Consider the following 23,383-nt stretch of genomic DNA (forward strand, 5'->3'; position numbering starts at 1 on the left):
CTCAGTACCCGGCCCGAACGATCTCAGGGTCGAGGCTGATCCGGCTCAGCTCCACGCTGAGTGAGCGGGGATCGAGGGATTGGAGGTTGAACGGCTTGAGCTGAGGCTGGCTGGCACTGGGTGTGGGACGGCTCTCAGGGGTCTTGGAGCTGGGGGAGGGCAGATGAATCAGGCGCTGGAGGCTTGTGGGCTCCAGGAGGCCGGGACGGCGAGCCATCGCCAGATGGTGCTGCTCCAGCACCGCGGTGGATTCCTGCAGGCGATGTTCCAGCACCTGGGTCGACTCCAGTCGCTCAAAACTGCGGGTCCACTGTCCCTGCCAGTGCAGGGTGAGAGCGGTAAGGCCCACCATCGAAAGGCCGAGGGCCACGAGCAGGCCATCGGAGGCCCTGTGCAGACCCGCCAGCCAGGGGGACTGGCGCACCACGCGCCGAGCGGAGAAGGAGCCCTGGATGAGCTCCAGGGAGCGGCGCCTGAAGAAGGGCTGGGGCGATGGAACGGCGACCACCGGTACCTGACGAATCTCCGCAAGTGAACCATGGGGCGCAAGGGGCAGCAAGCCGACGATCAGCGCGCCAGCAACAGCAGGTTGGTGAAGGTGAGTCCGTTCCAGAGGGCGTGGAGACCCACGCAGGTGCTCAGGCGGCCACTGCTCAGGCGCAGCCAGCCCAGACCCAGGCCCAGGGTGAACAGGGGCGGAAATTCTCCGAGGCTGAGGTGGGCGATGCCGAAGACCATGCTGCTGATCAACACCGCGGGCAGGGGCCCGATCTCCCGGCCCACCACCGGCAGCAGAACCCCTCGGAAGATGGTCTCCTCGAACAGCGGGGCCAGCACGATGGCCGTAAAGGCGAAACAGGCGAGGGTCAGTCCGTTGCCGCTGCGCAGCACAAGTTCCAGCAGGGGATTGCTCCCGCCGACATCGCTCAAGAAGTGCTGCTGCAGCCAGCCCACCAGTGACACCAGGGGCAGCACGATCAGCAGGTACTTCATCGACTTGCGCAGAACTGAACCCAGCGGCCGCCAGCGGAACTGCAGCCAGCCGCCCTCCGGGGCCTCGCCCCCCGAGCGCAACAGAACCAAAAGCATCAGCAGCGGCGCGGCCATCAGACCGAGGTACATGGTGAGCACCGTGACGCCATCGGCGAGGGGAGGCTTGATCGCCAGTGCCGAGAGAGTGGCCTGCAGCAGAGGACCCAGCAGCACCGGCGTGAGCACTTCCCCCAGCAGCACGAACCCTCCGGCGATCAGAAGCACCACATCGATCAGCCCCAGGTCGGGGCCGACCAGGTCCGGCAGGGGAGCTTGCTTGCCACGCCAGCGCAGCCAGCCTTCCCGCAGCAGCAGCAGCAGTCCAGCCAGCAGGGCCAGGGCGGGCAGCAGATTGATGCCCAGCAGCTGCAGCAGGGCCCGTCGCTCGGCGGCCGGCTCGGCGCAATCGCTGGCGTCGCCCAGCACCTGGCAGCTCAGCCGCCGCACCAGTGGGTCCTGGAGCATGCCCACCGCCTCGACGGGCCAGCTGCCGCCCTGGGGCACCTGGAGCAGCTGCTCGATCAGGGCCCGATCGTCAGCGGTGGCAAGCCGTTGCAGCTGAAGCAGCAGGGGGCGTGCGGCGGCAGGCTGCCCCTGGCGCAGTTGCAGCAGCGCCCGCTCCAACAGGCTGATCCAGGCCTCCCGATCACCGGCGGCCTGGGCGGCCCCTGAGGCCGTGGTGCTGTCGCCGCTCTCCTCTGCCTGCTGCTCCAGCTCCACCAGCAACAGGGCTCCTGGGTCAACGCCCACCAACAGCGGCCGCAGCGATGGCGGAACCGCCGGGGCAGCCAGAGCACTCAGCTCCAGTTGACGCCGGGACAGGTCGTTACCCACCGATGGGCGCTCCAGACTCTCCAGCAGCCCGTTGAGCCAGAGCAGCAGGCTCAGCACAAGGCTGACCATGGCCAGCCCCACTTTCAGGGATCCGGCCCGTCCTCGCCCTCCTGTTGCCACCCCAGCTCCTTGCAATCGAGCGATTCTCCCCCGAGCCCGATTGGTGGCCAGCATCGGTCGCGGCCCTGAGCTGTGTTGGGATCCCTCCCATACGATGACGGCGCTTCCAGCTCCAGACCTCGTGCCCCTTCGGCTCCTGCTTGTCCGCCATGGACTCAGCAGCTTCAACACCGAGCGCCGCATCCAGGGCCGGGATGATCTCTCCTGCCTCACCGACGAGGGCCACAGCCAGGCCCGCCTCACCGGCGCAGCGCTGGCGGACCTTCACCTCGATGCCGTCTACAGCTCCCCCCTGAGCCGGGCCGCCGCCACCGCTGCCCAGCTGCTGGAGGCCCAGGGGGGCGGCCTCAGCGCCGAGTTCGACGACGATCTGCTCGAGGTGGACCTGGCCCCCTGGTCCGGCCTGCTGGGCAGTGAGGTGAAAGCACGATTCCCCGAGGCCTACCGCCTCTGGAGAGAGGCTCCCGATCAGCTGGAACTGGAGCGCTCTGATGGAAGTCGATTCCGGCCGATTCCTGAGCTGATGGACCAGGCCCGCCGCTGGCTGGATCGCCTGGAGCGTGAGCATCTGGATCAGGCTGATCAGTCGGGAAAGGATCTGACCACGGTGCTGGTGGTGGCCCACAGCGCCATCCTGCGCTGCCTGGTGCTGCAGCTGCTGGGGTTGCCCGCCAGCCGCTTTCAGGGACTTCGCCTTGAGAACGCCTCCCTCTCCGTGTTCAACCTGCAGCGTCAGGCCGGCGGCGGCGTACAGGTGCAGATCGAATCACTCAATGTCACCGCCCACCTCGGCAACGGGTTACCGCCGAAAGGCGCCGGGGCGCGTCTGCTGCTGGTACGCCACGGCGAAACCGACTGGAACCGCCAGGGTCGCTTCCAGGGGCAGATCGACATCCCTCTCAATGTCAATGGTCTGGCCCAGGCACGGTCGGCGGCCGACTTCCTCAGCAACGTACCGATCCAGAGGGCCTTCACCAGCTCGATGGCCCGGCCGCGCCAGACCGCCGAAGCCATCCTCACGGCCCACCCCGGGGTGCTGCTCAGCAGCCAGGAGGGCCTGGTGGAGATCGGACATGGCCAGTGGGAAGGGCGCCTGGAGCAGGAGATTTCCCAGGCCTGGGGGGAGTTGCTGCAGCAGTGGAAAGACGCGCCCCACACCGTTCAGATGCCCGAAGGTGAGAATCTCCAGCAGGTCTGGGATCGCTCCCTGGCTTGCTGGAGTGGCCTCGCCGATGGCCTGGAGGCGGATGAGACTGCCCTGGTGGTGGCCCATGACGCCGTCAACAAGACGATCCTCTGTGCCCTGCTGGGTCTCACCCCAGCTGACATCTGGATGGTCAAGCAGGGCAACGGCGGGGTGAGTGTGATCGACTGGCCGCCGCCGGACAGTGCTGGCCGAGCCCTGCCGGTGGTGACCTGCCTGAACCTCACCACCCACCTCGGTGGCGTGATCGACCGCACCGCCGCCGGTGCCCTCTGATGTCGGCCCAGCTCCTGCAGGATGTCCAGTTGCTGCAGGGGCCCGACCAGCCGCTCCAGCGCAGCGATGTGCTGCTCGAGCAGGGCGTGATCACAGCACTTGGTGCCAGCGCCTGGGACGGGGCGGTGCGGCTCGGCCTGGCAGCGCAACCCGCTGGCTCCTGGCTGCTGGCACCGGCGTTGGTCGATCCCCACAGCGTCCTGGAGGAACCCGAGGACGGCCGTGCCGAAACCCTCGAGAGCCTGGTCCGCTCAGCCGCGGCGGCCGGCTACGGCACCGTGGCGCTGCTGCCGCGGGCCCGCAACTGGCGCGATCGCCCCGAATGCCTCCGCCTCGCGGCGGAGCCCCCCTTCGAGCTGCGGCTGTGGGGGGGATTCAGCCTCGGGGGCCGCGGGGAAGAACTCTCTGCCCACGCCGATCTGCTGACCGCCGGTGCCCTCGGACTGGCGGAGGAGGGGGAGCTGCCACCGCTGCCGCTGCTGGAACGGGGACTCAGCATCGGCGAATGCGCCGATCGTCCCGTGCTTCTGGCACCGCGGAACGCCAGCCTGGATCACGGCGGCTTCGTCCGTGAAGGGGTGGAGGCTCTGCGGGCCGGCTGGCCCCTGGATCCTCAGCTGAGCGAAACCATCCCCCTGCAGAACCTGCTGGCCCTAGCGACCTCACTGCCCCAGGTGAACCTGCGCCTGGCGAATCTCTCCACTGCCGCTGGCGTGAAGTTGCTGCGGGCGGCCGATCCGGCGCCGATGGCCACGGTCTGCTGGTGGCATCTGGTGGCCGACAGCGGCAGTCTCGATCCCGTGGCCGAGGGCTGGCGGCTGGTGCCCTCCCTGGGCACCCCCGAGGATCGCCGTGCCCTGGTGGCGGCCCTGGCCGATGGGGTGATCGGTGCGGTGGCGGTGCACCATCAACCGCTCGATCCCGAGGAGCAGTTGTTGCCCCTGGATCAGCGCCGGCCTGGTCTGGCGGGTCACCGTTATGTGCTGCCGCTGTTGTGGAACCAGTTGGTGCGGGAGCAGGGCTGGAGCCCCGAAGCGCTCTGGCAAGCCCTGTGCTGGGGGCCGGCCCGGCTGCTCGATCTGGAGGAGCCACGGCTCCAGTGCGGCTCCAGGCGCTGGCTCCTCTTTGACCCGGACATGGAGTGGATCCCCAGCGCCGATAGTCATGCCTCCAAGGCGGCCAACCAGCCCCTGGGGGGCGAGGTCCTCAGGGGCCGGGTGCTGGCGACGGGGCTGCTGCCCCGGCTTTGGCTGGGACCCCGCTGAGGGGATCCGGAGCCCCCAGGGGACCTGTGCGATCCAGCGGCCAGAAGCGGTAGAAGGCCCTGCCAATGATCTCCTTGCGGGGCAGGAAGGGACCACCGGGCCAGAAGCGTCCGTCCCAGCTGTTGGCGCGGTTGTCGCCGAGGGCCAGCACGGTCCCAGGGGGCACGACAGTGTCGAGGGTGCGGCAGGGACCGATGCCCTGGCTGTCGATCGGGCAGAAGTTCTCGACGTAGGGCTCGCTGATGGCCTTGCCGTTGATGCTCAGCTGCCCGCGTGGGTTGACCACCACCCGGTCGCCGGGGATGGCCACCACCCGTTTGATGTAGGCATCGCAGGCGGGCTCCTGGAGGCCCGGGATCGAGCCGATCAGGGGGAGGTTCACCAGCAGGCAGCCCAGGGGGCTCGGGCTTCGATTGGCCTGCAAGGCGGGGTCGAAGTGAAAGGGGGAGTGGAAAACCACGATTTCTCCCCGCCGGGGGGCACGGCTGCGAAAGGTGATCTTCTCCACCAGCAGCCGGTCCTGGATCTGAAGGCCGGGCAGCATCGAGCCCGAGGGGATGAAGCGGGCCTCCAGCAGAAACTGACGGATCCCCAGTGCCACCGCCAGGGTGAGCAGCACGCTGCGCCAGAACGCCCAGGAGCTCTCCGAGCCCTGGCCCGAGTGCTCCTGCGGCTTCGACCCCTTCTCCGGCTCGTGTTCAGGTATCCCAGCTGGTGTGGTCGGTGATGGGGAATCCTCGGCGCTCAATGCTCTCCTGCTGGAGCCGGTCACCCTAAGGCTCCGGAGCGGGGCAATCCCCCTCCCTACCCTGGGTCAATCGACGCTGTTCTCCATGGTGCGGCCGCGCTGGCATCTGAGGTCCTCGGCAGGCAGCAACCGCCTTGGACATCGCTGGGATCAGTTCGTTGCGCTCTGGGCGGCCTTCAATCTGCTCTGGGTCTGCTTCGACATCACCTACGTGCCCCTGCGGACGTTCTGGCTCCAGCGCAACCTCTATCCCCTGCCCTCGGCCCCGCTCGTGCTGCGGCTCGGCTTTCTGCCCGACATCACGCCCCACTACGACCCGGTGAAGGGGATCGAAGCCCACCGGGAAACCCAGGCCTACCTGGATGCGTTCGATCAGATGGACCGCGCCCTGCTGGCCGGGTCCTCAGCCAGCGACCTGCGCCGTCGTCAGGTTGCGCTCACCGATCAGATGATCGACGACAACCCATTTCTGGCCTCGGGTGGCTCCGGCACGCTGGAGAAGATCAAGAATCGCCTGCGCGAGCGCGCCGACCAGGATTCGGCCAAACAATCGGCCGAACAGCTGCTTGGAGACGACTGGCTGAGCCGCCAGCCCTGGAGCGAGGAGCGCCGCTTCTGGCAGCAGCAGGTGCTGCCGCTGGTGGCCACCAACTACTGGCGCTCCATCGATGAGAACGGCCGTCCCACCGACAATTTCTGGCGCTTTGATCTGCTGCTTTTCCAGAGCGTCTTCCTGGCTGACATCCTGCTGCGGGCGGCACGGCTGCGCCGCCGCCTGCCTGGCCTGAGCTGGGGTGAGGCCCTGCTGCGGCGCTGGACTGATCTGCCCCTGCTGATGCCGTTCTGGCGCTGGCTGCGCCTGATTCCTGTGGTGGAGAGGCTTCAGACCAGTGGCCTGGTGAACATGGAGCCCCTTCGGGCTGTGGTCAGCCGAGCGGTGGTGGCCCTCCTTGCCGTGGAGCTGTTCGAGGTGCTCGCCCTGCAGCTCATGGACGGGGCCCAGGGCTTGATCCGCTCCCCCCAGTGGCCCCAGCGGATCCGCCGACTGCGCAGCCATCAGAGCGTCTCGATCAACGACGAGCGTGAACTGGTGGAACTGATGCGCATCTGGGGCCCCCTGCTGCTCAGCGATGTCGGCCCTCGGCTGGCGCCCCAGCTCCAGGCCGTCCTGGCCCATGCCCTGCAGCAGACGCTTCAATCGATGGTGGTGCCACCGGGTCTGCGCCAGCTTCAGCTGCTGATGCAGGTCGAGCAGCAACTCACCCAGCAGCTCGCCTCCGGAATGGTGGACAGCATGATGGAGCTCTCGCGCGGCGCTGGCTCAAGGCTGCAGCGGCGCGACAACCGCCAGATCGATCTGCTGCGTGATTGCGTCGATCGTTTCTGGGACGAGCTGGCCCAAGCCCTCGAAAGTGGTCCGGTGCTGGAGCGCAGCCAGCAGCTGGTCTGCGCGCTGCTGGAGGAACTCAAGCTCACCTACCTGGCCCAGATCAATCGCACCGGGATCGATGCCCTGATTCGTGAGCTGGATCAGCTCACGGTGCCACCGTCGACCGCAGCTCAGGACCAGCCGATCGGAGCAGAGGCTTCAGGGCTTCCTTCCAGATCTCGGGATCAAAGCCCGTGAGCACCGCAACGCCTTCAGCCAGCAGAAGGGGGCGGCGGATCAACTTGCCATCAGCGGCCAGGGCTGTGATGGCTTCGTCGCGAGACATTGCCTTGACCTGGGCGGCTCCAAGGGCGCGGTAACTGGCCCCGCTGGTGTTGAACAAGCGCCGGGGGTCAGCAAGGCTCGCCCAGATGTGCTCCAGCTGCGCCTTGGATGGGGGCGAGAGGGTGATGTCGACCAGATCCACCTCCAGGCCCTCAGCCGCAAGCCACTTCAGGGCCCGCCGGCAGGTGGAGCACTTCGGATAGCTGTAGAGCCGAGGGCGGCCTCCGCTGGAGGCGCCAGCTGGGCTCACTTCCGCCCGACGAGCGATTTCAGCGCACCGACAAGGCTGTTGGAGCCCTTGCCCACGGCGGCGTCCGGCCGGGTGCGGATGGTCACGTCGCCGTTGACGCTGGTGCGGCAGCTGAGGCGGTAGTTGGCTGGGCGATCAGACAGGTAAACCTGCTCGACATCGCTGCGGGGCGAAAGATTCTGGGCGCCCTCAAGCACCTCGACGACGCAGGTGCCGCACTGGCCCAGGCCGCCGCAATTGTTGAGGTTGTTCAGACCCTTGTAGGGGTTGATGCCGGCATCCAAAGCCGCCTGGCGCAGGTTGGCCCCCTCGATACAACCAACCTTCTGGTCTTCATTATCGAAGCGGATGGTGGGCACGGATCGCAGCGGCTACTGGCGCATACCAACTTACCTTCCGGCGGGTCTTGGCATGGCCGCCTTGCAAAGGTTGTTGGTCCGGGCGCCGCCGCCGCCGCTGCCTACGATCCTCAAGAGCGCGCACAGGGCCATGGCTGCACCGATCAGCGGCGAACTCTCCGGGTATGACCAGGTGGTGCAGGGCCTGATCCCTGGCTACGCCAGCCTTGCCCGCCTCGGGGTGGCCCTGCTGGCGGCCTCACCCCTTGCAGCCCAGGCAGGAGCTGAGGTGCTGGTGGCCGGCTGCGGAACCGGGGCCGAGCTGGTGGAGGCCCTGGCCCAGCGCCCCGACTGGCGACTGAGCGCGATCGATCCCTCCGAGGTGATGCTCAGCGCCGCCCAGCAGCGCCTCGGCACCGCGGCAACTGGCCTCACCTGGCAGCAGAGCACCGTGGAGGCGCTGGAGCTGGAGGCCAGCTTCGATGGGGCACTCTCGGTGCTGGTGCTGCAGGCCTTACCCGATGACGGCAGCAAGCTGGCGTTTCTTTCGGCCCTGGCCCGCTGCCTCCGGCCTGGGGGCCAGCTGGTGCTGGTGGATCTGATGCGCCCGGCCCTACCCCTGCTGGAAGAGCAGATGGCTGAGGCCTGGCTGGGTTTCCAGCGGGCTTCCCAGCTCGAGGCACCCCTTGAACTGCTCGAGCCACTCACCCACGGGGCCCATCCAGTGGGCCTGGCGCGGCTCACCGCTCTGGTGAACGCCGCTGGCTTCGGGGATCCGGCGCGGGTGTTCCAGGCCCTCGATTACGAGGGCTTCCTGCTGCAGCGCTCGTCCTGATCGGCGCGGGCGGCCTGGATGCAGCGCTCCAGCAGGGCAGGAACGGCATCGGCGTCCTCCCATCCGATGATCTCAACCGCCCGCCCCTCCAGATTCTTGTAGGTGCGAAAAAATTCGGCCACATCCTCGAGCTGGTTCGCAGCGATCTGGCGAATGCTGCACAACCCGCTCTGACGGCCGTCGGCCTCGGGAACGCACAACAGTTTTCCGTCATGGGCGCCGCAGTCGATCATGTCGAGGTAGCCGATTGGCCGGGCGGTGATCAGGCAGCCGGCGAAGGTGGGCTCTTCCATGATCACCATCGCGTCGAGGGGAGCTCCGTCCTGGGCAAGGGTGTTGGGAACGAAGCCGTAGTCGAACGGATAGCGGACCGAGGAGTGCAGCACTCGATCGAGAGCCATCAGGCCGGCCACGCTGTTGTATTCGTACTTGTTGCGACTACCGGCGGGGATCTCCACCACCAGATTCACCAATCCCTGGGATGGCGAGGCGGCCAGGCTGCTGATGTCCACGACTGATGGGGATGGAGAAGCGGGGATCAGCCCGGAAAGCGCTGCGCTCAAGCAGAACCGCAGCCACAGGAACGATCAGCGCCAGCAGGGCGATCGTGACTCCAAGGAGCGGTGAGCCGGGATCCAGAAATCCGTCTGGATTGTACGAATCATCTGTGGAACCCCCTCTTGCTGCTGGCGACCCACTCCCTGACTCGGTGGCGGTGGGGGTGAGGAGGTTGGCGAACACTGCAGAGGCAGTGGCTGTGGCTGTGGGAGTGCCGGTTCGCGGAGGTTCGGAATCCATGGAGAGGGATGAGGGACCAGCTTCAAGGTGCAGAGTTCGATGGGCACTCAGGCCGATCAAAGAGCTGAACCTGGAAGCGGCAACGACCTGGCTGGAGGAAAGAAAACAACCTTCAGTCAGTCGGTTACCAACTTCAATATGCCACCTCTGGCACCCGTCTGCCCAAGCCCATGACGGGCCTCTCAGGCGGCAGGGCGCGACTGCTCCAGCTGATCGCGCTTGCTGCTGAGCACCGCCGGGGCCTGATCCAGATCCTGGAGGCTGTGCCGGATGGCCTGAAGTTCCTGGAGGATCGAGCTCAGCAGCTGCTGGGTGGCCGTCGAGGGCGAATTGAGCACCTCCACCGTCACCTCCTTGATGCGGAGCACATCGCGAGCGAAACGGGCCACCTCATTGGGGTGAAACAGCAGAGCCTCCTTCTGATCGGTGCGGTATTCCGGATTGAGCTTGCGCGGATTGAATGGTGGGTTGAGGTTGCGGGGATCGGTGTTGGTGTATCGGTACACCGAGGCCCTGGAACGGTTGAGCGCTTTCTGCACCTCGTCGATGCCGATCAGTCCTTCGCTCGATTCGGGGCCAGGATCAGGCAGGCCGGCAGGCCAGGAGGGCGCCACGGTCGGTGGGAGCTCTCCGTTGGAGCCGGCCGTGGGTGCAACCATAAGACTTATCTTGGACGGCTGGGAATGCATGCCGACATTAGCAGAGGAAGCCTGGTTGGCCAGGCCTCTGAATCGGCCCACCCGGTGGGGTGATTAAACCGGTCCCGTTGGCCCCCTGCAAGACCCGGTGATAAGGTCCCAGGCCGCTCAAGCTGCTCATTTCCATGCGCGTCTCCCGCCTGATGCTGGTGACGCTGCGGGATGACCCGGCGGAAGCCGAGATCCCCTCCCACAAGCTGCTGCTGCGTGGCGGTTACATGCGCCGGGTGGCCTCAGGTGTGTACGCCTACCTGCCCCTGCTCTGGCGCGTGCTCAGCAAGATCTCGGCGATCGTGCGCCAGGAGATGGACGCCACCGGCGCCCTGGAAACCCTCCTGCCCGCCCTGCAGCCCGCCAGCCTCTGGGAGCGCAGCGGTCGCTGGCAGGGCTACACCGCCGGGGAGGGAATCATGTTCCACCTGGTCGACCGCCAGGAGCGCTCCCTCGGGCTCGGCCCTACCCACGAAGAAGTGATCACGGCCCTGGCCGCCGACCTGCTGCGGTCCTACCGGCAACTGCCGGTGACCCTCTACCAGATCCAGACCAAGTTCAGGGATGAGATCCGGCCCCGCTTCGGCCTGATGCGCGGGCGTGAATTCATCATGAAGGATGCCTATTCATTCCATGCCGACGAGGCCGACCTCAGGCTCACCTACCAGCGCATGGACCAGGCCTACCGCCGCATCTTCAGCCGCTGTGGCCTGCGCACCGTCGCCGTGGAGGCCGACAGCGGCGCCATCGGCGGCTCGGCCAGCCAGGAGTTCATGGTGACCGCCGATGCCGGGGAGGATCTGATCCTCAGCAGTGCGGACGGGCGCTATGCCGCCAACCAGGAGCGGGCCTGCTCCCTGCCGGAGCCGGCGGTTCCCCTGGTGCCGGCCGCTGCCGAGGCGGTGGAACTCCACACGCCGGATCAGCACAGCATCGAAGCCCTCTGTGCCGCCCATGGCTTCGAGCCCAGCCAGACCGTGAAGGTGCTGCTTCTTCTGGCCCGCTGCGCCAAGGGCCAGCCGAGGGCGGTGCTGGTGAGTCTGCGCGGTGATCAGCAGCTCAACCCCACCAAGCTCGCCAATGCCGTCAGCGGGAGCCTGGGGGAGGGGGCTGGGGCCCTGCTGGACCTGGAGCCGATCACCCCGGAGCAGATCCGCTCCGAGGGCCTGCCCGCCTGGCCCCTGGGCTGCATCGGCCCGCATCTGGGGGATGAGCTGCTGGCCGGAGCCCGCAGTTGGCACCCCGCCTTTCTGCGCCTGGCGGATCCCACCGCAGCGGAGCTCGAAGTCTTCGTCTGCGGCGCCAACCGGCCCGACACTCACCTGGTGGGAGCCCGCTGGCCGGCTCTGGGCGCTGGACTGCCGGGCGTGGCTGACCTGCGCTCAGCCCAGCCGGGGGAGCGTTGCCTCCAGGACCCCAGCCAGCGGCTCGAGGCCAGCCGCGGCATCGAGGTGGGTCACATCTTCCAGCTCGGTCGTAAGTACTCCCAGGCCCTGGAGGCCACCTTCACCAATGAGCAGGGCCTGGACGAGCCCCTGTGGATGGGCTGCTACGGCATCGGGGTGTCCCGTCTGGCCCAGGCCGCCGTGGAACAGCACCACGATCAGCAGGGAATCTGCTGGCCTGTGGCGATCGCCCCCTTCGAGGTGATCGTGTTGGTGGCCAGCGCCCAGGATCCCGTTCAGGTGGCTCTCGGGGAGCAGCTCCATGACGAGCTCGAGCAGGCGGGTCTCGAGGTGCTGCTCGATGACCGCAGCGAGCGGGCCGGCGTGAAGTTCAAGGATGCGGATCTGATCGGAATTCCCTGGCGGGTGGTGGTGGGGCGCGGTGCCGCCTCCGCCCAGGTGGAGCTGGTGGAGCGCGCTGGCGGGGCCAAGCGCGACGTGGCCGCCGGGGCGGTGGTGGCCCTGCTGCAGGACCACATCGCCGCCGCCCGTCTGGGCCTTGCCGCGACGGGCAGCTCGTAGGATCGGCCGAAGTCGTGTGGAGATGCTGATGACTGTTGTCTGGAGGTCCTTCTCCCGTGCCGCAGGTGCAGCCCTCAGCACAGCCTTTGAGTCCTTCCTGGCCGGGATGTTCTCCCGGAGCTGGTGGAGCCGCAGGCTCACTCCCCTGCTGGCGATCGCCCTCGGACTCAGCCTCACGCTCAGCAGCTGCGGGAGTGTCAGCAACAGCCTCAGCGGGTCCTACGTCGAGGACACTATGACGGTGGCTGAATCACTGCTGGGCACCATCGCCCTCAGCCAGGATGATCCGGCCCGCCCCGACGCCGAAAGCGAGGCCCGCGTCCTGATCAACGACTACATGGCCCTCTACAGGCCGAAGGGACGGGTCAACGGACTGCCCTCCTTCACCACCATGCAGACCGCCTTGAACTCCCTGGCCGGGCACTACACCAATTACGCCAACCGCCCCCTTCCTGAAGCGCTCAAGACCCGTCTGGAGAAGGAATTGAAAAAGGCCGAAACCTCTGTGGTCCGGGGCACCTGATCCCCTTGCAGGGTCAAGGGTCGGGGCCCTTTCTGCGTTCAGCCAGCTTGCCTGCAGACCACTGGGCTTTGACGAAGGGGCTGGTCATCTGAGACTCTTGACCCTTGTGCTTTGAAGCGGCTACGGGCCGCTGTGTCCTTGGCCAATGTTGTCGTCATCGGTGCACAGTGGGGCGACGAGGGAAAAGGCAAGATCACTGATCTCCTGAGCCGATCCGCCGATGTGGTGGTTCGTTATCAGGGCGGTGTCAATGCCGGCCACACGATCGTGGTCGACGACAAGGTGCTGAAGCTGCACCTGATTCCCTCCGGAATTCTCTACCCCGACACCATCTGCCTGATCGGTTCGGGCACGGTGGTTGATCCGCGCATCATGCTCGAAGAACTCGACATGCTCGAGGACTACGGCATCGACATTTCGGGGCTGAAGCTGGCCTCAACGGCCCACGTCACCATGCCCTACCACCGCCTGCTCGACCAGGCGATGGAACAGCGGCGTGGTGACCGGCGCATCGGCACCACCGGCCGGGGTATCGGTCCCACCTACGCCGATAAGTCGGATCGCAACGGCATCAGGGTGATCGACCTGCTCGATCCCGAGCGCCTGCGCGAGCGCCTGATGGGGCCCCTGGCCGAGAAGAATCTGATCCTGGAGCGGATCTACGGCCTTGAGCCCCTCGATCCCGAGGTGGTGCTGAAGGAATACCTCGCCTACGGCGAGCGTCTGGCCCCGCACGTGGTCGACTGCACCCGCACGATCCACCAGGCTGCCCGCGCCCGCCAGAACATCCTCTTCGAGGGCGCCCAGGGAACCCTGCTCGATCTCGACCACGGCACCTACCCCTACGTCACCTCCTCGAATCCCGTCTCCGGTGGCGCCTGCATCGGCGCTGGCGTGGGGCCGACGTTGATCGATCGTGTGATTGGAGTCGCCAAGGCCTACACCACCCGGGTGGGTGAGGGTCCTTTCCCCACCGAGCTTCAGGGCAGCCTCAACGACCACCTCTGCGACCGGGGCGGCGAGTTCGGCACCACCACGGGCCGCCGTCGACGCTGTGGCTGGTTCGATGGGGTGATCGGGCGTTACGCCGTGGAGGTGAACGGTCTGGATTGCCTGGCCATCACCAAGCTGGATGTGCTCGATGAGCTCGATGAGATCCAGGTCGGTGTGGCCTATGAGCTCGATGGCGAGCGCATCGAGCATTTCCCCAGCAGCGCCGAGACCTTCGCCCGCTGCCGTCCGATCTACCAGACCCTGCCGGGCTGGCAATGCTCGACAGCCGAGTGCCGCGCCCTGGAGGATCTGCCCGCCCCAGCCATGGCCTACCTGCGCTTCCTGGCTGAGCTGATGGAGGTGCCGATTGCGATCGTCTCCCTCGGTGCCCAGCGCGATCAAACCATCGTGGTGGAGGATCCCATCCACGGACCCAAACGCGCCCTGCTGAACGTATGACGATGCTTGCTGACGGCCGAAGCCTTGATGTGGTGGGCATCGGCAACGCGATCGTCGATGTGCTCGTCAGCTCCAACGACGCCTTCCTCGAGGAGCACGGCCTCAGCAAGGGCGGCATGGCCCTGGTGGATGCCGAGCAGGCCCAGCAGCTCTATGCCGCCGCCGGGCCGGGCCTGGAAACCTCAGGCGGCTCGGCCGCCAACACCCTGGCGGGCCTGGCCATGCTGGGGGCTCGGGCCGGCTTCATCGGCCGGGTGCGCGATGACCAGCTGGGGGCGATCTTCAGCCACGACATCCGCTCGGTGGGGGCTCGCTTCGAGACCCCGGCAGCCAGCAGCGGAGCAGCCACCGCCCGCTGCCTGATCCTGGTGACCCCCGATGCCCAGCGCACGATGTGCACCTATCTGGGCGCCTCGGTGGACCTTGAACCAGCTGATCTCGACCTGGATCTGGTGCGACAGGCGGGGATGCTCTACCTGGAGGGATACCTTTGGGATGGGGAGGCCGCCAAGCGGGCCTTTCTCGCCGCCGCGGAGGTGATGCGCGCCGCCGGTGGCCAGGTGGCCCTCTCCCTCTCCGATGCCTTCTGCGTCGAGCGCCACCGCGAAAGCTTCCTGGAGCTGGTGGATGGCCATGTTGATGTGCTCTTCGCCAACGAGGCCGAGATCACCGCGCTCTACCAGTGCGATGGATTCGAGGCGGCAATGGAGCAGGTGCGTGGCCGCTGCTCCATCGCCGTGCTCACCCGCGGGGCGCTTGGTTCCGTGGTGCTGGGTGGCGGCGAAGTCCATCGGATCGACCCCTATGTGCTCGGCCCACTGGTTGACACCACCGGGGCCGGTGATCTCTATGCCGCCGGTTTCCTCTACGGACTCAGCCGGGGGGAGCCCCTGCAACGCTGCGGCCAGTTGGGATCCCTCTGTGCCGGCCAGGTGATCACCCAGCTGGGTCCCCGCCCGAGGGCTTCCCTTCCCCAGCTGGTGGCTGAACACCTGGGAACCCCACCCGCTCCAGCAACGGCTCCAGTGGCCACAGGCCTGCCTCGCTGATCGGTTCATCCGGTCGCTTCAGCAGCAACAGCGTCAGCCCCAGCTCAGCGCAGAGCCCCTGCCAGATCTGCTCCGTCGGCCCTCCCGACTGCCGGCAGAGCACGGTCGTGATGCCCCAGTGCTGCAGCAGGGCCCGCTCGATGGCGCCCAAAGCTGTGGCTGTGGCCGATAGGCCAGTGCCGGGCCTGTGGCAGGCGAGGCTCCCGGGCGCCAGCCCCGCCGCCAGGGCCAGCCGCAGGCTGGCGGGACTGGGCAGGATGCGGGCGAAGCAGACCCTGGCGCCGGCCCGTTCCACCGCCCTGGCCAGATGACGGGCGCCGATGGCCAGCATCAGTCGCTCGCCTTCCAGATCCAGGGCGGCCAGATCCTCCAGCTGGTCCAGCAGGATCAGCCTGGATCCAGGCCGCTGGGGGGCAGGCGGACGCCAGAGGCGCAGCAGAGGCTGGTTAAAGCGGGCGCAGACCGCCGCCAGATCAGCGCTGATGCGGCAGGCGAAGGGGTGGCTGGCATCGATCACCCAGCGGAAGGGGGCCAGGGGAGCGTCCTGCAGTTCGGCTTCGATCGCCCCGGGCCCGGCCAGCGCCCCCAGGCGACTCTGCAGCCGGGGATGGGGGGCATAGGCGCGCAGAGCGTCCTCGCTCACCAGCGAGAGCTGCACACTCCAGCCGGCGGCCAGCAGCCGGGCGGCGATCAAGGGCCCCTCACCGGTGCCGCTCAGCAGCCAGATCGAGGGGTTGGGTCCGTGCATCAGGATGGAGCCCGCTGTCGCCGAAGGGGTCGTGAACCACTGTTTGCTGGAAGTGGTGGTGCTGGAGGCACCCCAGGTGCGCTACACCCAGGACAACCAGACGCCGGTGGCGGAGATGGCCGTCGAACTCGAGGGTCTCCGCCCCGATGATCCCCCGGGACAGCTGAAGGTGGTGGGCTGGGGCAATCTCGCCCAGGATCTGCAGAACCGGGTGCAGGTGGGTCAGCGGCTGATGATCGAGGGGCGGCTGCGCATGAGCACGGTCTCGCGACCCGACGGCATCAAGGAAAAGCGCGCTGAATTCACCCTCGCTCGCCTGCACCCGTTGATGGCCCAAGCTGCCGCACCGGCCGCCGGGGTGCCGGCGCGCACGATTCCCCGGCCCGTACCTTCGGCAGCTCGTTCAGCCACTCCGGCCCCGCGCCCTGCCTCAGCGGAGCCAGCGCCTCCCACCTGGAACACCTCGCCGCTGGTGCCTGATCTCGCCGACGACGACGACGAGATCCCGTTCTGAAGCCTGGATCAGCTGGCCTCCAGCCGCTGGCGTGCCTGGTCGAGCAGCTGACCGAGTTCCCGCTCCAGTGCTGCGAGATCCAGCCTCAGGTCGGGCCAGCGGCCGCCATCGATCTGTTGCAGCAGCCAGAGGCGGTCTTCGGTGAGCTGATCCAGCAGCGTCAGGGTGCTGGGGTCGTTGAGAGGAATCCTGGGAGTGGATGGAGGCGAAGCGGGATCGGCATCGGTGCTGGGCTGTTCCATGGCCGGTGGTGCTCCTGGGCAACGGTGGCCATCCTGGACCGCGCTGCAGGAAGATGGCGTGATGGAAGCACTCACATCGCCCGGCAGTCTGCTGACCATCCTCGGCGCGGCGCTCACGGTGATCGGCTCGATCGCCTACGCCACCGACAGCCCAAACATCAGCCTGGCAGGGGTGTTCTACGGCGTTCCGCTGCTACTGGGGGGTCTGGCTTTGAAGTCGTCGGAGCTGCCTCCCGCCCAGAAGCTGACGCCGGCAACCGAGCTGCGTGAGCTGCGCGAGCGCCCCGAGAGTGAGCCCCTGCGCAAGCTTCTCAAAGACGTGACCCGCTGGCGTTATGGCCAGAAAGCCCATCTGGAGAGCTCCCTCGAAGCCCTCAAACTCTGGGACGACGACGCTCCGCCGGAGTTGCTGAGCGTGGCCGAGCGCGATGTGGAGGGCAGCTATGGCCTAGTCCTCCACTTCCGCTGCCATGGGGTGCCAGCGGAGCGCTGGCTGGCCAAGCAGGAGCGCCTGGGCCGCTTCTTCGGTCCTGGCCTTCGCGCCGAGCTGCGCCTGGTCTCCCCCGGGGAGCTGGAGTTGAGCCTGCTGCCCGGCGCCGATGTGGCCGGACCCTCTGCCCACCCTCTCCCTTCCCCGTCTTGAGCCAGGACCCCGTCATCAGCGCAGAGGACACCCTGCGGGTGTCCGTCCTCAGTGAGGCGCTTCCCTACATCCAGCGCTTCGCCGGCCGCCGCGTGGTGGTGAAGTATGGCGGCGCGGCGATGGTGCGCGAAGACCTGCGTGAGGCGGTCTTCCGCGACCTGGCCCTGCTGGCCTGCGTGGGGGTGCAGCCCGTGGTGGTCCACGGCGGCGGACCGGAGATCAACCAGTGGCTCAAGAAGCTGGAGATCCCGGCTGAATTCCGTGACGGCCTGCGGGTCACCGACCTCGACACCATGGATGTGGTGGAGATGGTGCTGGTGGGCCGGGTCAACAAGCAGATCGTCAACGGTCTCAACCGGGTGGGCGGCCGGGCCGTGGGCCTCTCAGGCAGCGATGGGGCCCTGGTGGAGGCCCGCACCTGGGGGGAGGGTTCCCACGGGCTGGTGGGAGAGGTGGCGGCGGTCAACCCCGATGTGCTCGCTCCTCTGCTCCAGAGCGGCTACATCCCGGTGATCTCCAGTGTGGCGGCCGATCCCAGCGGTCAGGCCCACAACATCAATGCCGACACGGTGGCCGGGGAGCTGGCCGCCGCCCTTCAGGCCGAGAAGCTGATCCTGCTCACCGACACCCCGGGCATTCTGCAGAACCGTGAAGACCCGTCCAGTCTCCTGCGCCAGATCACCCTGCCCGAGGCCCGGGAGCTGATCAGCACCGGCGTCGTCAACGCGGGGATGACTCCGAAGACCGAATGTTGCATCCGGGCGCTGGCCCAGGGGGTCGGCGCGGCCCATATCCTCGATGGCCGCGTGCCCCATGCCCTGCTGCTGGAGGTGTTCACCGATGCCGGGGTCGGCACGATGGTGGTCGGCAGCAGCCGTGCCGCCAGCCGGGCGGGTGTCCCGCGGCGTGGCTGACGATCCGCTGGAGCCGGCACGGGCGGCGATCGAGCGCGGGGAGTATGGCCGCTGTCTGCGCCTGCTGGAGCCGATCGTGGCGGCCCATGGCGTCACGGTGCCCCTCGGGGGCCGGGCCCGGATGCTGATGGCCACCGCATTGATCGGCCAGGGTGAGTCGGAGCATGCAGCAAGCTGTGTGCGAGGCCTCAAGGCCTGCGCCGATCCCGATCTGCGCCGCCAGGCCCGCGATCTCAGCCTGATTCTGGAGGCCCCCAGCCTCCAGCGGCCGGAGAACTGGTCGCTCACGCTGCCGCAGATCGGCGCGGTGGAGTCGCTGCAGCAACGGGTGGTGTCCCTGGATCAGGCTCGTCCAGGCCGCGCCAGACCGGAGGCACCGCCACCGCCGCCGGTGGGTCCAACCCGGGCGCCCCTGGGCTTTGCGATTGTGGTGGCGGCTGTGCTTTTGCTGCTCACGGGGCTGCTGGGGGGCTGCCTGCGCGTCGAAACCGACCTCAGCCTGCCGGCGCCCGGCCGCCTTGAGCTGAGCCAGAGCCTCACGAGTGTCAGCGGCAGCTGGATGCCCTGGCAGCGACAGTTCGCCAGCACCCTCGCCGATGATGCGGATCTCAGCCGCTTCAAGCTCTCCCTGGACCCGGATCAGGGCCGCCTCAGCCTCAGCAGCGGTGTGGTCTCGCCGGCGGAGGCTGCTGCCCTGCTCAAGCGCCTGGCCCTCGACGCCGGAGAGCTCACGGGGCAGGCCCTGCCTGCTCCGCAGCTGAGCCTTCAGGAGCGCAACTGGCTGCTTGGAGTTCGTCAACAGATCGGCTTCGAGCTCGACCTGCGCCAGCTGCAGCCCCTGCCGGGTCTGAGCTTCAAGGTGCGGCTCAGCTCCATGGGTGTCGGGGCCGTGCGCACGGCCCAGCCGCTGGCTGTGGAACCCCGGCCCAAGGGCCTGAGCTGGCCCCTTCAGCTGGGGGCGATGAACCGGCTGGAGCTGCGCAGCTGGCGCTGGAGCCGCCTCGGACTGGGCAGCTTGCTGATCGTCCTGTTGCTGGGGCTCAGCCTTCTGCTGCAGCGCTTACGGCGGCAGGCGGGATTCGGCTGGCCCGAGTTGCCCTCTCCTTAGGGTTCACCTCAGAGCTCGATCGGATCAGGATCAATCGAGAGGCTCACGCTGCGAGCCAACCCAGCGCGCAGCTCGGCTTCTGGGGGCAGGGGCAGATCGGAGCCGGCGGGGCCGTGCAGCAACAGTTGCCAGCGGTAGCGGCCGGCCACCCGCGCCACCGCAGCAGGCGCTGGTCCGATCAGTTGCCAGCCGGCCTGCTCCACCTGGGGCCGCAGCTGCTCGGCAAGGGCGGCGGCGGCGGTGGCGGTGGCCGCTCCGGATGGCCCAGCCAGGCGCAGCAGACAGGCCCGGCTGAAGGGCACCAGGCCCGCCTGGCGGCGCAGCTGCAGTTCCGCCTCGAGAAAGGCGTCGTAGCGGCCATCGATCAGATGCTGGATCACGGGGTGATCCGGCAGGTAGGTCTGCACGATCACCTCCCCGGGGCGCTCCCCCCTTCCGGCCCGGCCGGCCAGCTGCAACAGCAGCTGCAGGCAATGTTCCGAGGCCCGCAGATCCGGCCGGTACAGGAGGCCATCAGCTGCCAGCACCGCCGCCAGGGTGACCCGCGGCAGATCCATGCCTTTGGCGAGCATCTGGGTGCCCACCAGCACATCCGCCTCCCCGGCCGCAAAGCGCTCCAGCAGGCGCCTGTGCCCATCCCGGCCCCGGGTGCTGTCCCGGTCGAAGCGCAACAGGCGCAGGCCTGAGAGTTCCTGCTCCAGTTGCTCCATCACCCGCTGGGTGCCGGCGCCGAAGGGCTTGAAGGCGGTGGAGCCGCAGGACCCGCAGCGGGAGGTCAGAGGCTGGCGGTGGCCGCACCAGTGGCAGCGCAGGGTCTGGCTGCCGTCACGCAGGCGATGGACCGTGAGGGACACGTCGCAATCGGGGCACTGGACCACCTCGCCACAACTGCGGCAGCTCAGGAAACTGCTGTAGCCGCGCCGGGGCACCAGCACCACCGCCTGCTCCCCACGCTCCTGCAGCCGCTCCATCCGCTCCATCAGGGCCCGGCTGATCAGGCGGCGGTGGCCTTCCGCCAGCTCCTGGCGCAGATCCACCACCCGCACCGGCGCAGCCTCCTGACCACTGATGCGCCGGCTGAGGCGCAGCAGGGTGGCCGGCTGCTGGGTCCGCCGGCAGGCCAGCCAGGATTCCAGGGAGGGAGTGGCGCTCCCCAGCAGCAGCCGGGCTCCGGCGGCGCGGCAGCGCAGGCGGGCCACATCTCTGGCGTGGTAACAGGGCATTGGACTGTCCTGCTTGTAGGAACTGTCGTGTTCCTCATCGAGCACGATCAGGCCCAGGGGCGCCAGAGGCAGGAACACCGCCGAGCGGGTGCCCACGGCGATCAGTGGCTCAGTGGCGCCGGCCTGCAGGCAGCGGCGCCAGGCGGCGATGCGCTCCCGTTCCGTGAGGCCGCTGTGGAACTCGACGAGGCGGCCGGCGAAGCGGGCACAGCAACGGTCGAGCAGCTGCGGGATCAGTCCGATCTCCGGAGTGAGCATCAGGACGCTGCGACCGGAGGCCAGGCAGTCCGCCGCCGCCTGCAGGTACACCTCCGTCTTGCCCGCGCCGGTCACTCCCCAGAGCAGGAACTCCTGCGGGCCGGATGCCGCGAGGATCTGATCGAGGGCACCCTGCTGCTCAGAATTCAGGGGTCGGGGAGGCTCGAGCTGCCCGCCGGTCAGATCAGGAGACTCCTGAGCGGCGGCTGCCGGAGAGGCACCGCTGCCAGAGAGGAAGCGCTGCTTGCGGCGCAACCAAGCCTTGCTCACCAGGGCCTGCACCAGGGAGCGGCTGAATCCCCACGCCATGATCGTGCTCTGGGGAGCCGAGCCGGCGCCGGCCCGCAGGCGCTCGATGAGTTGACGTTGGCGGCTGGTGAGCGGCAGGGGGCTCTCCAACAGCTCCAGCCACCATTGGGAGCGCGGCTGGCCATGGGCCCGCCCCGCCCGCTGTCCCAGCCAACCTGGAGGCAAGGCTGTCTTGAGGGTTCGAAACAGGCTGGTGTGGCACTGACGGGCCACCTCCTGCAGCAGCGCTTGCCAGTGGGGATCCACGGCGGCGGCCTGGTGAAGGCCCTCCACGGACTGGATCACCGCTGGATCGAGATCGGCCGGAGGCGCCGCCAGAGTCTCGACCACCAGGCCGATCTGGGGGCGGCCCCTCAGGCGCAGGGTCACCAGATCCCCGGCCGCCAGGCCCAGGTCCGGGGGGGCGGCATAGGTGAAGATCCGCCCCTCCCGACCGGCCTCCACCCAGACCTGAACCCAGCGCGGAGGCAAGGAGTTCTCCAACGGCGTCGAGATTCGCCTTGCAATCCCCATAGGGGTTTCTTAAGATAAGGGGGTTGAGCAGCTCAACTGGCTGCTGTCGGAACCAGGCAGAGTTCCGTCCAGTGGGAAGACCTGAAGAGCAGGCCGATTGGAGAATCCCTCCAGCGCGCCTCCCGGTCTGCGAACACCCCTGACAGCCCTGCCTGGCCTCCGGGCCGTTCCACGTCGTCAGGTCTTTGATTCCACAGCTTCCACCCGGCCCTTGATGGTGCCTGTTCCTGATCCCGGTCGGCCATCGGCTGCACCCGAATGTTGAAGCAAAGATTTGTGTCGTGATGTTGTCATCACGCTCATTCGGCTCGGCTGAATGGCCGGTCTGATCCTTTCGGCCCAATTGTTTTCACTCGACCATTCCGTCACCCCGTCGCAGTCCCGCTATGAGCCCAGTGTCCGCCGCCAGCCCCAAGCCAGGCGTTCCTCAGATCCTGATGGTGGCCGCTCCATCGGGAGAGGAAGTGGCGGTGAAGCTCAAGCCGAAGGCCAGCAGCAGCAAGGCCAAAGCCTCCGCCAAGTCCAAGGCTGACCCTGCTGTCGCTGGCAGCGAGGCCGAAGCCCTGGCGGCAGCCAACACCGTCACCCGGACCCGCAAACCTGCTGCCAAGGCGAGTTCGAAGAGCACCACCGCCAAAGCCGGGGCCACCAAATCGGCGGCCAAGACCAGTTCCACCAAGGCAAAAGCAACCACCGCCAAAGCGGCGGCCAAGCCCAAGACTCAAGCGGCCAGCACCGATCTCAGTGCAGCGGCTGACCAGTTGCTCGAGGCCGCCGACGGGGCCAAGGACAAGAAGACCGCAGCCAACGCCAAGGCTCTGGCCAGCATCAAGGTGGGGCCCAAGGGCGTTTACACCGAAGATTCGATCCGGGTCTACCTGCAGGAGATCGGACGGATCCGTCTGCTCCGCCCCGATGAGGAAATCGAGCTGGCGCGCAAGATCGCTGACCTGCTGCTGCTGGAAGAGCTGGCCGGCCAGTTTGAGCAGGACAATGGCCACTACCCCGACAACAAGGAATGGGCCGTGCTGGTAGACATGCCACCGGTGAAATTCCGTCGGCGCCTGATGCTGGGCCGCCGGGCCAAGGAAAAGATGGTGCAGTCGAATCTGCGCCTGGTGGTGTCGATCGCCAAGAAGTACATGAACCGTGGCCTCTCCTTCCAGGACCTGATTCAGGAAGGCAGCCTCGGCCTGATCCGCGCCGCCGAGAAGTTCGACCACGAGAAGGGCTACAAATTCTCCACCTATGCCACCTGGTGGATCCGCCAGGCGATCACCCGTGCCATCGCCGACCAGAGCCGCACGATCCGCCTGCCGGTGCACCTCTACGAAACGATCTCCCGCATCAAAAAAACCACCAAGGTGCTCTCCCAGGAGTTCGGCCGCAAGCCCACCGAGGAGGAGATCGCCGAGAGCATGGAGATGACGATCGAGAAGCTCCGCTTCATCGCCAAATCAGCTCAGCTGCCCATTTCCCTCGAAACCCCGATCGGCAAGGAGGAAGATTCCCGCCTGGGCGACTTCATCGAAGCCGACATCGAGAATCCTGAGCAGGATGTGGCCAAGAATCTGCTGAGGGAAGATCTCGAAGGTGTGCTCGCCACCCTCAGCCCGCGGGAGCGGGATGTGCTGCGGCTGCGTTACGGCCTCGACGACGGCCGCATGAAGACTCTCGAAGAGATCGGTCAGATCTTTGATGTAACCCGCGAGAGAATCCGCCAGATCGAGGCCAAGGCCCTGCGCAAGTTGCGGCATCCCAACCGCAACGGTGTGCTCAAGGAGTACATCAAGTAATCCCGAGCCCCTGAGTCCACT

The 23,383-nt window shown here is 67.5% G+C and carries 24 protein-coding genes; 14 read left to right on the forward strand and 10 right to left on the reverse strand.

Annotated features, from left to right (window positions below; genetic code table 11):
- Position 1: 1 nt before the first annotated feature.
- Both WH5701_RS06140 and WH5701_RS06145 read right to left on the reverse strand, forming a co-directional pair.
- On the reverse strand, positions 2 to 508 hold the full coding sequence (locus WH5701_RS06140) for a hypothetical protein (protein ID WP_071934216.1): 507 nt from the start codon (positions 506 to 508) through the stop codon (positions 2 to 4).
- 59 nt (positions 509 to 567) lie between these two features.
- Positions 568 to 1,935 (reverse strand): CPBP family intramembrane glutamic endopeptidase, encoded by a 1,368-nt coding sequence (locus WH5701_RS06145; protein WP_071934273.1) that lies wholly within the window; start codon positions 1,933 to 1,935, stop codon positions 568 to 570.
- 172 nt (positions 1,936 to 2,107) lie between these two features.
- On the opposite strand from WH5701_RS06145, the gene WH5701_RS06150 reads away from it, so the two are divergent.
- Positions 2,108 to 3,466 carry a histidine phosphatase family protein gene (locus WH5701_RS06150; protein ID WP_006171215.1) on the forward strand — a complete coding sequence of 453 codons (1,359 nt, stop codon included), beginning with the start codon at positions 2,108 to 2,110 and terminating at the stop codon, positions 3,464 to 3,466.
- Complete coding sequence (locus tag WH5701_RS06155; RefSeq protein WP_006171217.1) at positions 3,466 to 4,731, forward strand: dihydroorotase; 1,266 nt, start codon at positions 3,466 to 3,468, stop codon at positions 4,729 to 4,731. The genes WH5701_RS06150 and WH5701_RS06155 overlap by 1 nt, the downstream gene beginning before the upstream one ends.
- Here WH5701_RS06155 and lepB read toward each other — a convergent pair.
- Positions 4,673 to 5,350, reverse strand: coding sequence for a signal peptidase I (lepB, locus tag WH5701_RS06160; RefSeq protein WP_006171218.1), 678 nt, complete (start codon positions 5,348 to 5,350; stop codon positions 4,673 to 4,675). The two genes, WH5701_RS06155 and lepB, sit on opposite strands and share 59 nt — an antisense overlap.
- A 214-nt stretch (positions 5,351 to 5,564) precedes the next feature.
- Here lepB and WH5701_RS06165 point away from each other — a divergent pair, with 214 nt between their 5' ends.
- Positions 5,565 to 7,106: a hypothetical protein gene (locus WH5701_RS06165; RefSeq protein ID WP_050751388.1), complete on the forward strand. Its 1,542-nt coding sequence runs from the start codon at positions 5,565 to 5,567 to the stop codon at positions 7,104 to 7,106.
- On the opposite strand, the gene WH5701_RS16750 is transcribed toward WH5701_RS06165, so the two are convergent.
- A complete protein-coding gene (locus tag WH5701_RS16750; protein WP_006171223.1) occupies positions 7,015 to 7,443 on the reverse strand; it encodes a Spx/MgsR family RNA polymerase-binding regulatory protein in 429 nt (142 codons plus the stop codon). The genes WH5701_RS06165 and WH5701_RS16750 overlap by 92 nt on opposite strands.
- Complete coding sequence (locus WH5701_RS06170; RefSeq protein ID WP_006171224.1) at positions 7,440 to 7,802, reverse strand: 2Fe-2S iron-sulfur cluster-binding protein; 363 nt, start codon at positions 7,800 to 7,802, stop codon at positions 7,440 to 7,442. Before WH5701_RS06170 ends, WH5701_RS16750 begins: the two co-directional genes overlap by 4 nt.
- Before the next feature lie 130 nt (positions 7,803 to 7,932).
- Between WH5701_RS06170 and WH5701_RS06175 the strand changes: the two genes are divergently transcribed.
- Positions 7,933 to 8,616, forward strand: coding sequence for a class I SAM-dependent methyltransferase (locus WH5701_RS06175; protein ID WP_006171225.1), 684 nt, complete (start codon positions 7,933 to 7,935; stop codon positions 8,614 to 8,616).
- Here WH5701_RS06175 and WH5701_RS06180 read toward each other — a convergent pair.
- Positions 8,583 to 9,128, reverse strand: a complete 546-nt coding sequence (locus tag WH5701_RS06180; protein WP_006171226.1) for an inorganic diphosphatase — start codon at positions 9,126 to 9,128, stop codon at positions 8,583 to 8,585. The genes WH5701_RS06175 and WH5701_RS06180 overlap by 34 nt on opposite strands.
- On the opposite strand from WH5701_RS06180, the gene WH5701_RS18590 reads away from it, so the two are divergent.
- Positions 9,121 to 9,243 carry a hypothetical protein gene (locus WH5701_RS18590; RefSeq protein WP_255144366.1) on the forward strand — a complete coding sequence of 41 codons (123 nt, stop codon included), beginning with the start codon at positions 9,121 to 9,123 and terminating at the stop codon, positions 9,241 to 9,243. The two genes, WH5701_RS06180 and WH5701_RS18590, sit on opposite strands and share 8 nt — an antisense overlap.
- 353 nt (positions 9,244 to 9,596) lie before the next feature.
- On the opposite strand, the gene WH5701_RS06185 is transcribed toward WH5701_RS18590, so the two are convergent.
- Positions 9,597 to 10,073: a hypothetical protein gene (locus WH5701_RS06185; RefSeq protein WP_006171228.1), complete on the reverse strand. Its 477-nt coding sequence runs from the start codon at positions 10,071 to 10,073 to the stop codon at positions 9,597 to 9,599.
- 164 nt (positions 10,074 to 10,237) lie between these two features.
- On the opposite strand from WH5701_RS06185, the gene WH5701_RS06190 reads away from it, so the two are divergent.
- The 4 genes from WH5701_RS06190 to WH5701_RS06205 all read left to right on the forward strand — a co-directional run bounded on the left by WH5701_RS06190 (position 10,238) and on the right by WH5701_RS06205 (position 15,094).
- Positions 10,238 to 12,070: a proline--tRNA ligase gene (locus tag WH5701_RS06190; RefSeq protein WP_006171230.1), complete on the forward strand. Its 1,833-nt coding sequence runs from the start codon at positions 10,238 to 10,240 to the stop codon at positions 12,068 to 12,070.
- A 106-nt stretch (positions 12,071 to 12,176) separates the two neighbouring features.
- Positions 12,177 to 12,593 carry a photosystem II protein Psb27 gene (gene psb27 / locus WH5701_RS06195; RefSeq protein WP_037980520.1) on the forward strand — a complete coding sequence of 139 codons (417 nt, stop codon included), beginning with the start codon at positions 12,177 to 12,179 and terminating at the stop codon, positions 12,591 to 12,593.
- Between the two features lie 132 nt (positions 12,594 to 12,725).
- Positions 12,726 to 14,045 carry an adenylosuccinate synthase gene (locus WH5701_RS06200; RefSeq protein WP_198005179.1) on the forward strand — a complete coding sequence of 440 codons (1,320 nt, stop codon included), beginning with the start codon at positions 12,726 to 12,728 and terminating at the stop codon, positions 14,043 to 14,045.
- Positions 14,042 to 15,094 (forward strand): adenosine kinase, encoded by a 1,053-nt coding sequence (locus tag WH5701_RS06205; protein WP_006171237.1) that lies wholly within the window; start codon positions 14,042 to 14,044, stop codon positions 15,092 to 15,094. The genes WH5701_RS06200 and WH5701_RS06205 overlap by 4 nt, the downstream gene beginning before the upstream one ends.
- Here the strand turns inward: WH5701_RS06205 and WH5701_RS16755 are convergent.
- Positions 14,982 to 15,842: a precorrin-6A/cobalt-precorrin-6A reductase gene (locus WH5701_RS16755; RefSeq protein ID WP_006171240.1), complete on the reverse strand. Its 861-nt coding sequence runs from the start codon at positions 15,840 to 15,842 to the stop codon at positions 14,982 to 14,984. The genes WH5701_RS06205 and WH5701_RS16755 overlap by 113 nt on opposite strands.
- Before the next feature lie 31 nt (positions 15,843 to 15,873).
- On the opposite strand from WH5701_RS16755, the gene WH5701_RS06215 reads away from it, so the two are divergent.
- Complete coding sequence (locus WH5701_RS06215) at positions 15,874 to 16,356, forward strand: single-stranded DNA-binding protein (RefSeq protein ID WP_037980525.1); 483 nt, start codon at positions 15,874 to 15,876, stop codon at positions 16,354 to 16,356.
- An 8-nt stretch (positions 16,357 to 16,364) separates the two neighbouring features.
- Here WH5701_RS06215 and WH5701_RS06220 read toward each other — a convergent pair whose 3' ends face one another.
- A complete protein-coding gene (locus tag WH5701_RS06220; RefSeq protein ID WP_006171243.1) occupies positions 16,365 to 16,598 on the reverse strand; it encodes a hypothetical protein in 234 nt (77 codons plus the stop codon).
- Between the two features lie 61 nt (positions 16,599 to 16,659).
- On the opposite strand from WH5701_RS06220, the gene WH5701_RS06225 reads away from it, so the two are divergent.
- From WH5701_RS06225 to WH5701_RS06235, 3 genes are read left to right on the forward strand one after another with little or no spacing between them, the layout of a single operon-like run.
- Positions 16,660 to 17,241, forward strand: coding sequence for a DUF2854 domain-containing protein (locus tag WH5701_RS06225; RefSeq protein ID WP_037979697.1), 582 nt, complete (start codon positions 16,660 to 16,662; stop codon positions 17,239 to 17,241).
- Positions 17,238 to 18,155, forward strand: a complete 918-nt coding sequence (gene argB, locus WH5701_RS06230; protein ID WP_006171245.1) for an acetylglutamate kinase — start codon at positions 17,238 to 17,240, stop codon at positions 18,153 to 18,155. Before WH5701_RS06225 ends, argB begins: the two co-directional genes overlap by 4 nt.
- Positions 18,118 to 19,263: a DUF3153 domain-containing protein gene (locus tag WH5701_RS06235; protein WP_006171246.1), complete on the forward strand. Its 1,146-nt coding sequence runs from the start codon at positions 18,118 to 18,120 to the stop codon at positions 19,261 to 19,263. Before argB ends, WH5701_RS06235 begins: the two co-directional genes overlap by 38 nt.
- 8 nt (positions 19,264 to 19,271) lie before the next feature.
- On the opposite strand, the gene priA is transcribed toward WH5701_RS06235, so the two are convergent.
- Complete coding sequence (gene priA / locus WH5701_RS06240) at positions 19,272 to 21,566, reverse strand: primosomal protein N' (protein WP_037979699.1); 2,295 nt, start codon at positions 21,564 to 21,566, stop codon at positions 19,272 to 19,274.
- 386 nt (positions 21,567 to 21,952) lie between these two features.
- Here priA and rpoD point away from each other — a divergent pair, with 386 nt between their 5' ends.
- Positions 21,953 to 23,362, forward strand: coding sequence for an RNA polymerase sigma factor RpoD (gene rpoD, locus WH5701_RS06245; protein ID WP_006171248.1), 1,410 nt, complete (start codon positions 21,953 to 21,955; stop codon positions 23,360 to 23,362).
- The last annotated feature ends 21 nt before the right edge of the window (positions 23,363 to 23,383 follow it).

It is taken from the genome of Synechococcus sp. WH 5701 (genome assembly GCF_000153045.1).
Classification (GTDB): Bacteria; Cyanobacteriota; Cyanobacteriia; order PCC-6307; family Cyanobiaceae; genus Regnicoccus_A; species Regnicoccus_A antarcticus.

Excerpts from the sequence above, each read along its gene's own strand:
- WH5701_RS06145 (WP_071934273.1), bottom strand. The coding sequence starts at position 1,935 with ATGGTCAGCCTTGTGCTGAGCCTGCTGCTCTGGCTCAACGGGCTGCTG.
- WH5701_RS06155 (WP_006171217.1), top strand. The coding sequence starts at position 3,466 with ATGTCGGCCCAGCTCCTGCAGGATGTCCAGTTGCTGCAGGGGCCCGAC.
- WH5701_RS06165 (WP_050751388.1), top strand. The coding sequence starts at position 5,565 with ATGGTGCGGCCGCGCTGGCATCTGAGGTCCTCGGCAGGCAGCAACCGC.
- WH5701_RS06175 (WP_006171225.1), top strand. The coding sequence starts at position 7,933 with ATGGCTGCACCGATCAGCGGCGAACTCTCCGGGTATGACCAGGTGGTG.
- WH5701_RS18590 (WP_255144366.1), top strand. The coding sequence starts at position 9,121 with ATGTCCACGACTGATGGGGATGGAGAAGCGGGGATCAGCCCGGAAAGC.
- WH5701_RS06185 (WP_006171228.1), bottom strand. The coding sequence starts at position 10,073 with ATGGTTGCACCCACGGCCGGCTCCAACGGAGAGCTCCCACCGACCGTG.
- WH5701_RS06190 (WP_006171230.1), top strand. The coding sequence starts at position 10,238 with ATGCGCGTCTCCCGCCTGATGCTGGTGACGCTGCGGGATGACCCGGCG.
- psb27 (WP_037980520.1), top strand. The coding sequence starts at position 12,177 with ATGTTCTCCCGGAGCTGGTGGAGCCGCAGGCTCACTCCCCTGCTGGCG.
- WH5701_RS06205 (WP_006171237.1), top strand. The coding sequence starts at position 14,042 with ATGACGATGCTTGCTGACGGCCGAAGCCTTGATGTGGTGGGCATCGGC.
- WH5701_RS16755 (WP_006171240.1), bottom strand. The coding sequence starts at position 15,842 with ATGCACGGACCCAACCCCTCGATCTGGCTGCTGAGCGGCACCGGTGAG.
- WH5701_RS06220 (WP_006171243.1), bottom strand. The coding sequence starts at position 16,598 with ATGGAACAGCCCAGCACCGATGCCGATCCCGCTTCGCCTCCATCCACT.
- WH5701_RS06225 (WP_037979697.1), top strand. The coding sequence starts at position 16,660 with ATGGAAGCACTCACATCGCCCGGCAGTCTGCTGACCATCCTCGGCGCG.
- priA (WP_037979699.1), bottom strand. The coding sequence starts at position 21,566 with ATGGGGATTGCAAGGCGAATCTCGACGCCGTTGGAGAACTCCTTGCCT.
- rpoD (WP_006171248.1), top strand. The coding sequence starts at position 21,953 with ATGAGCCCAGTGTCCGCCGCCAGCCCCAAGCCAGGCGTTCCTCAGATC.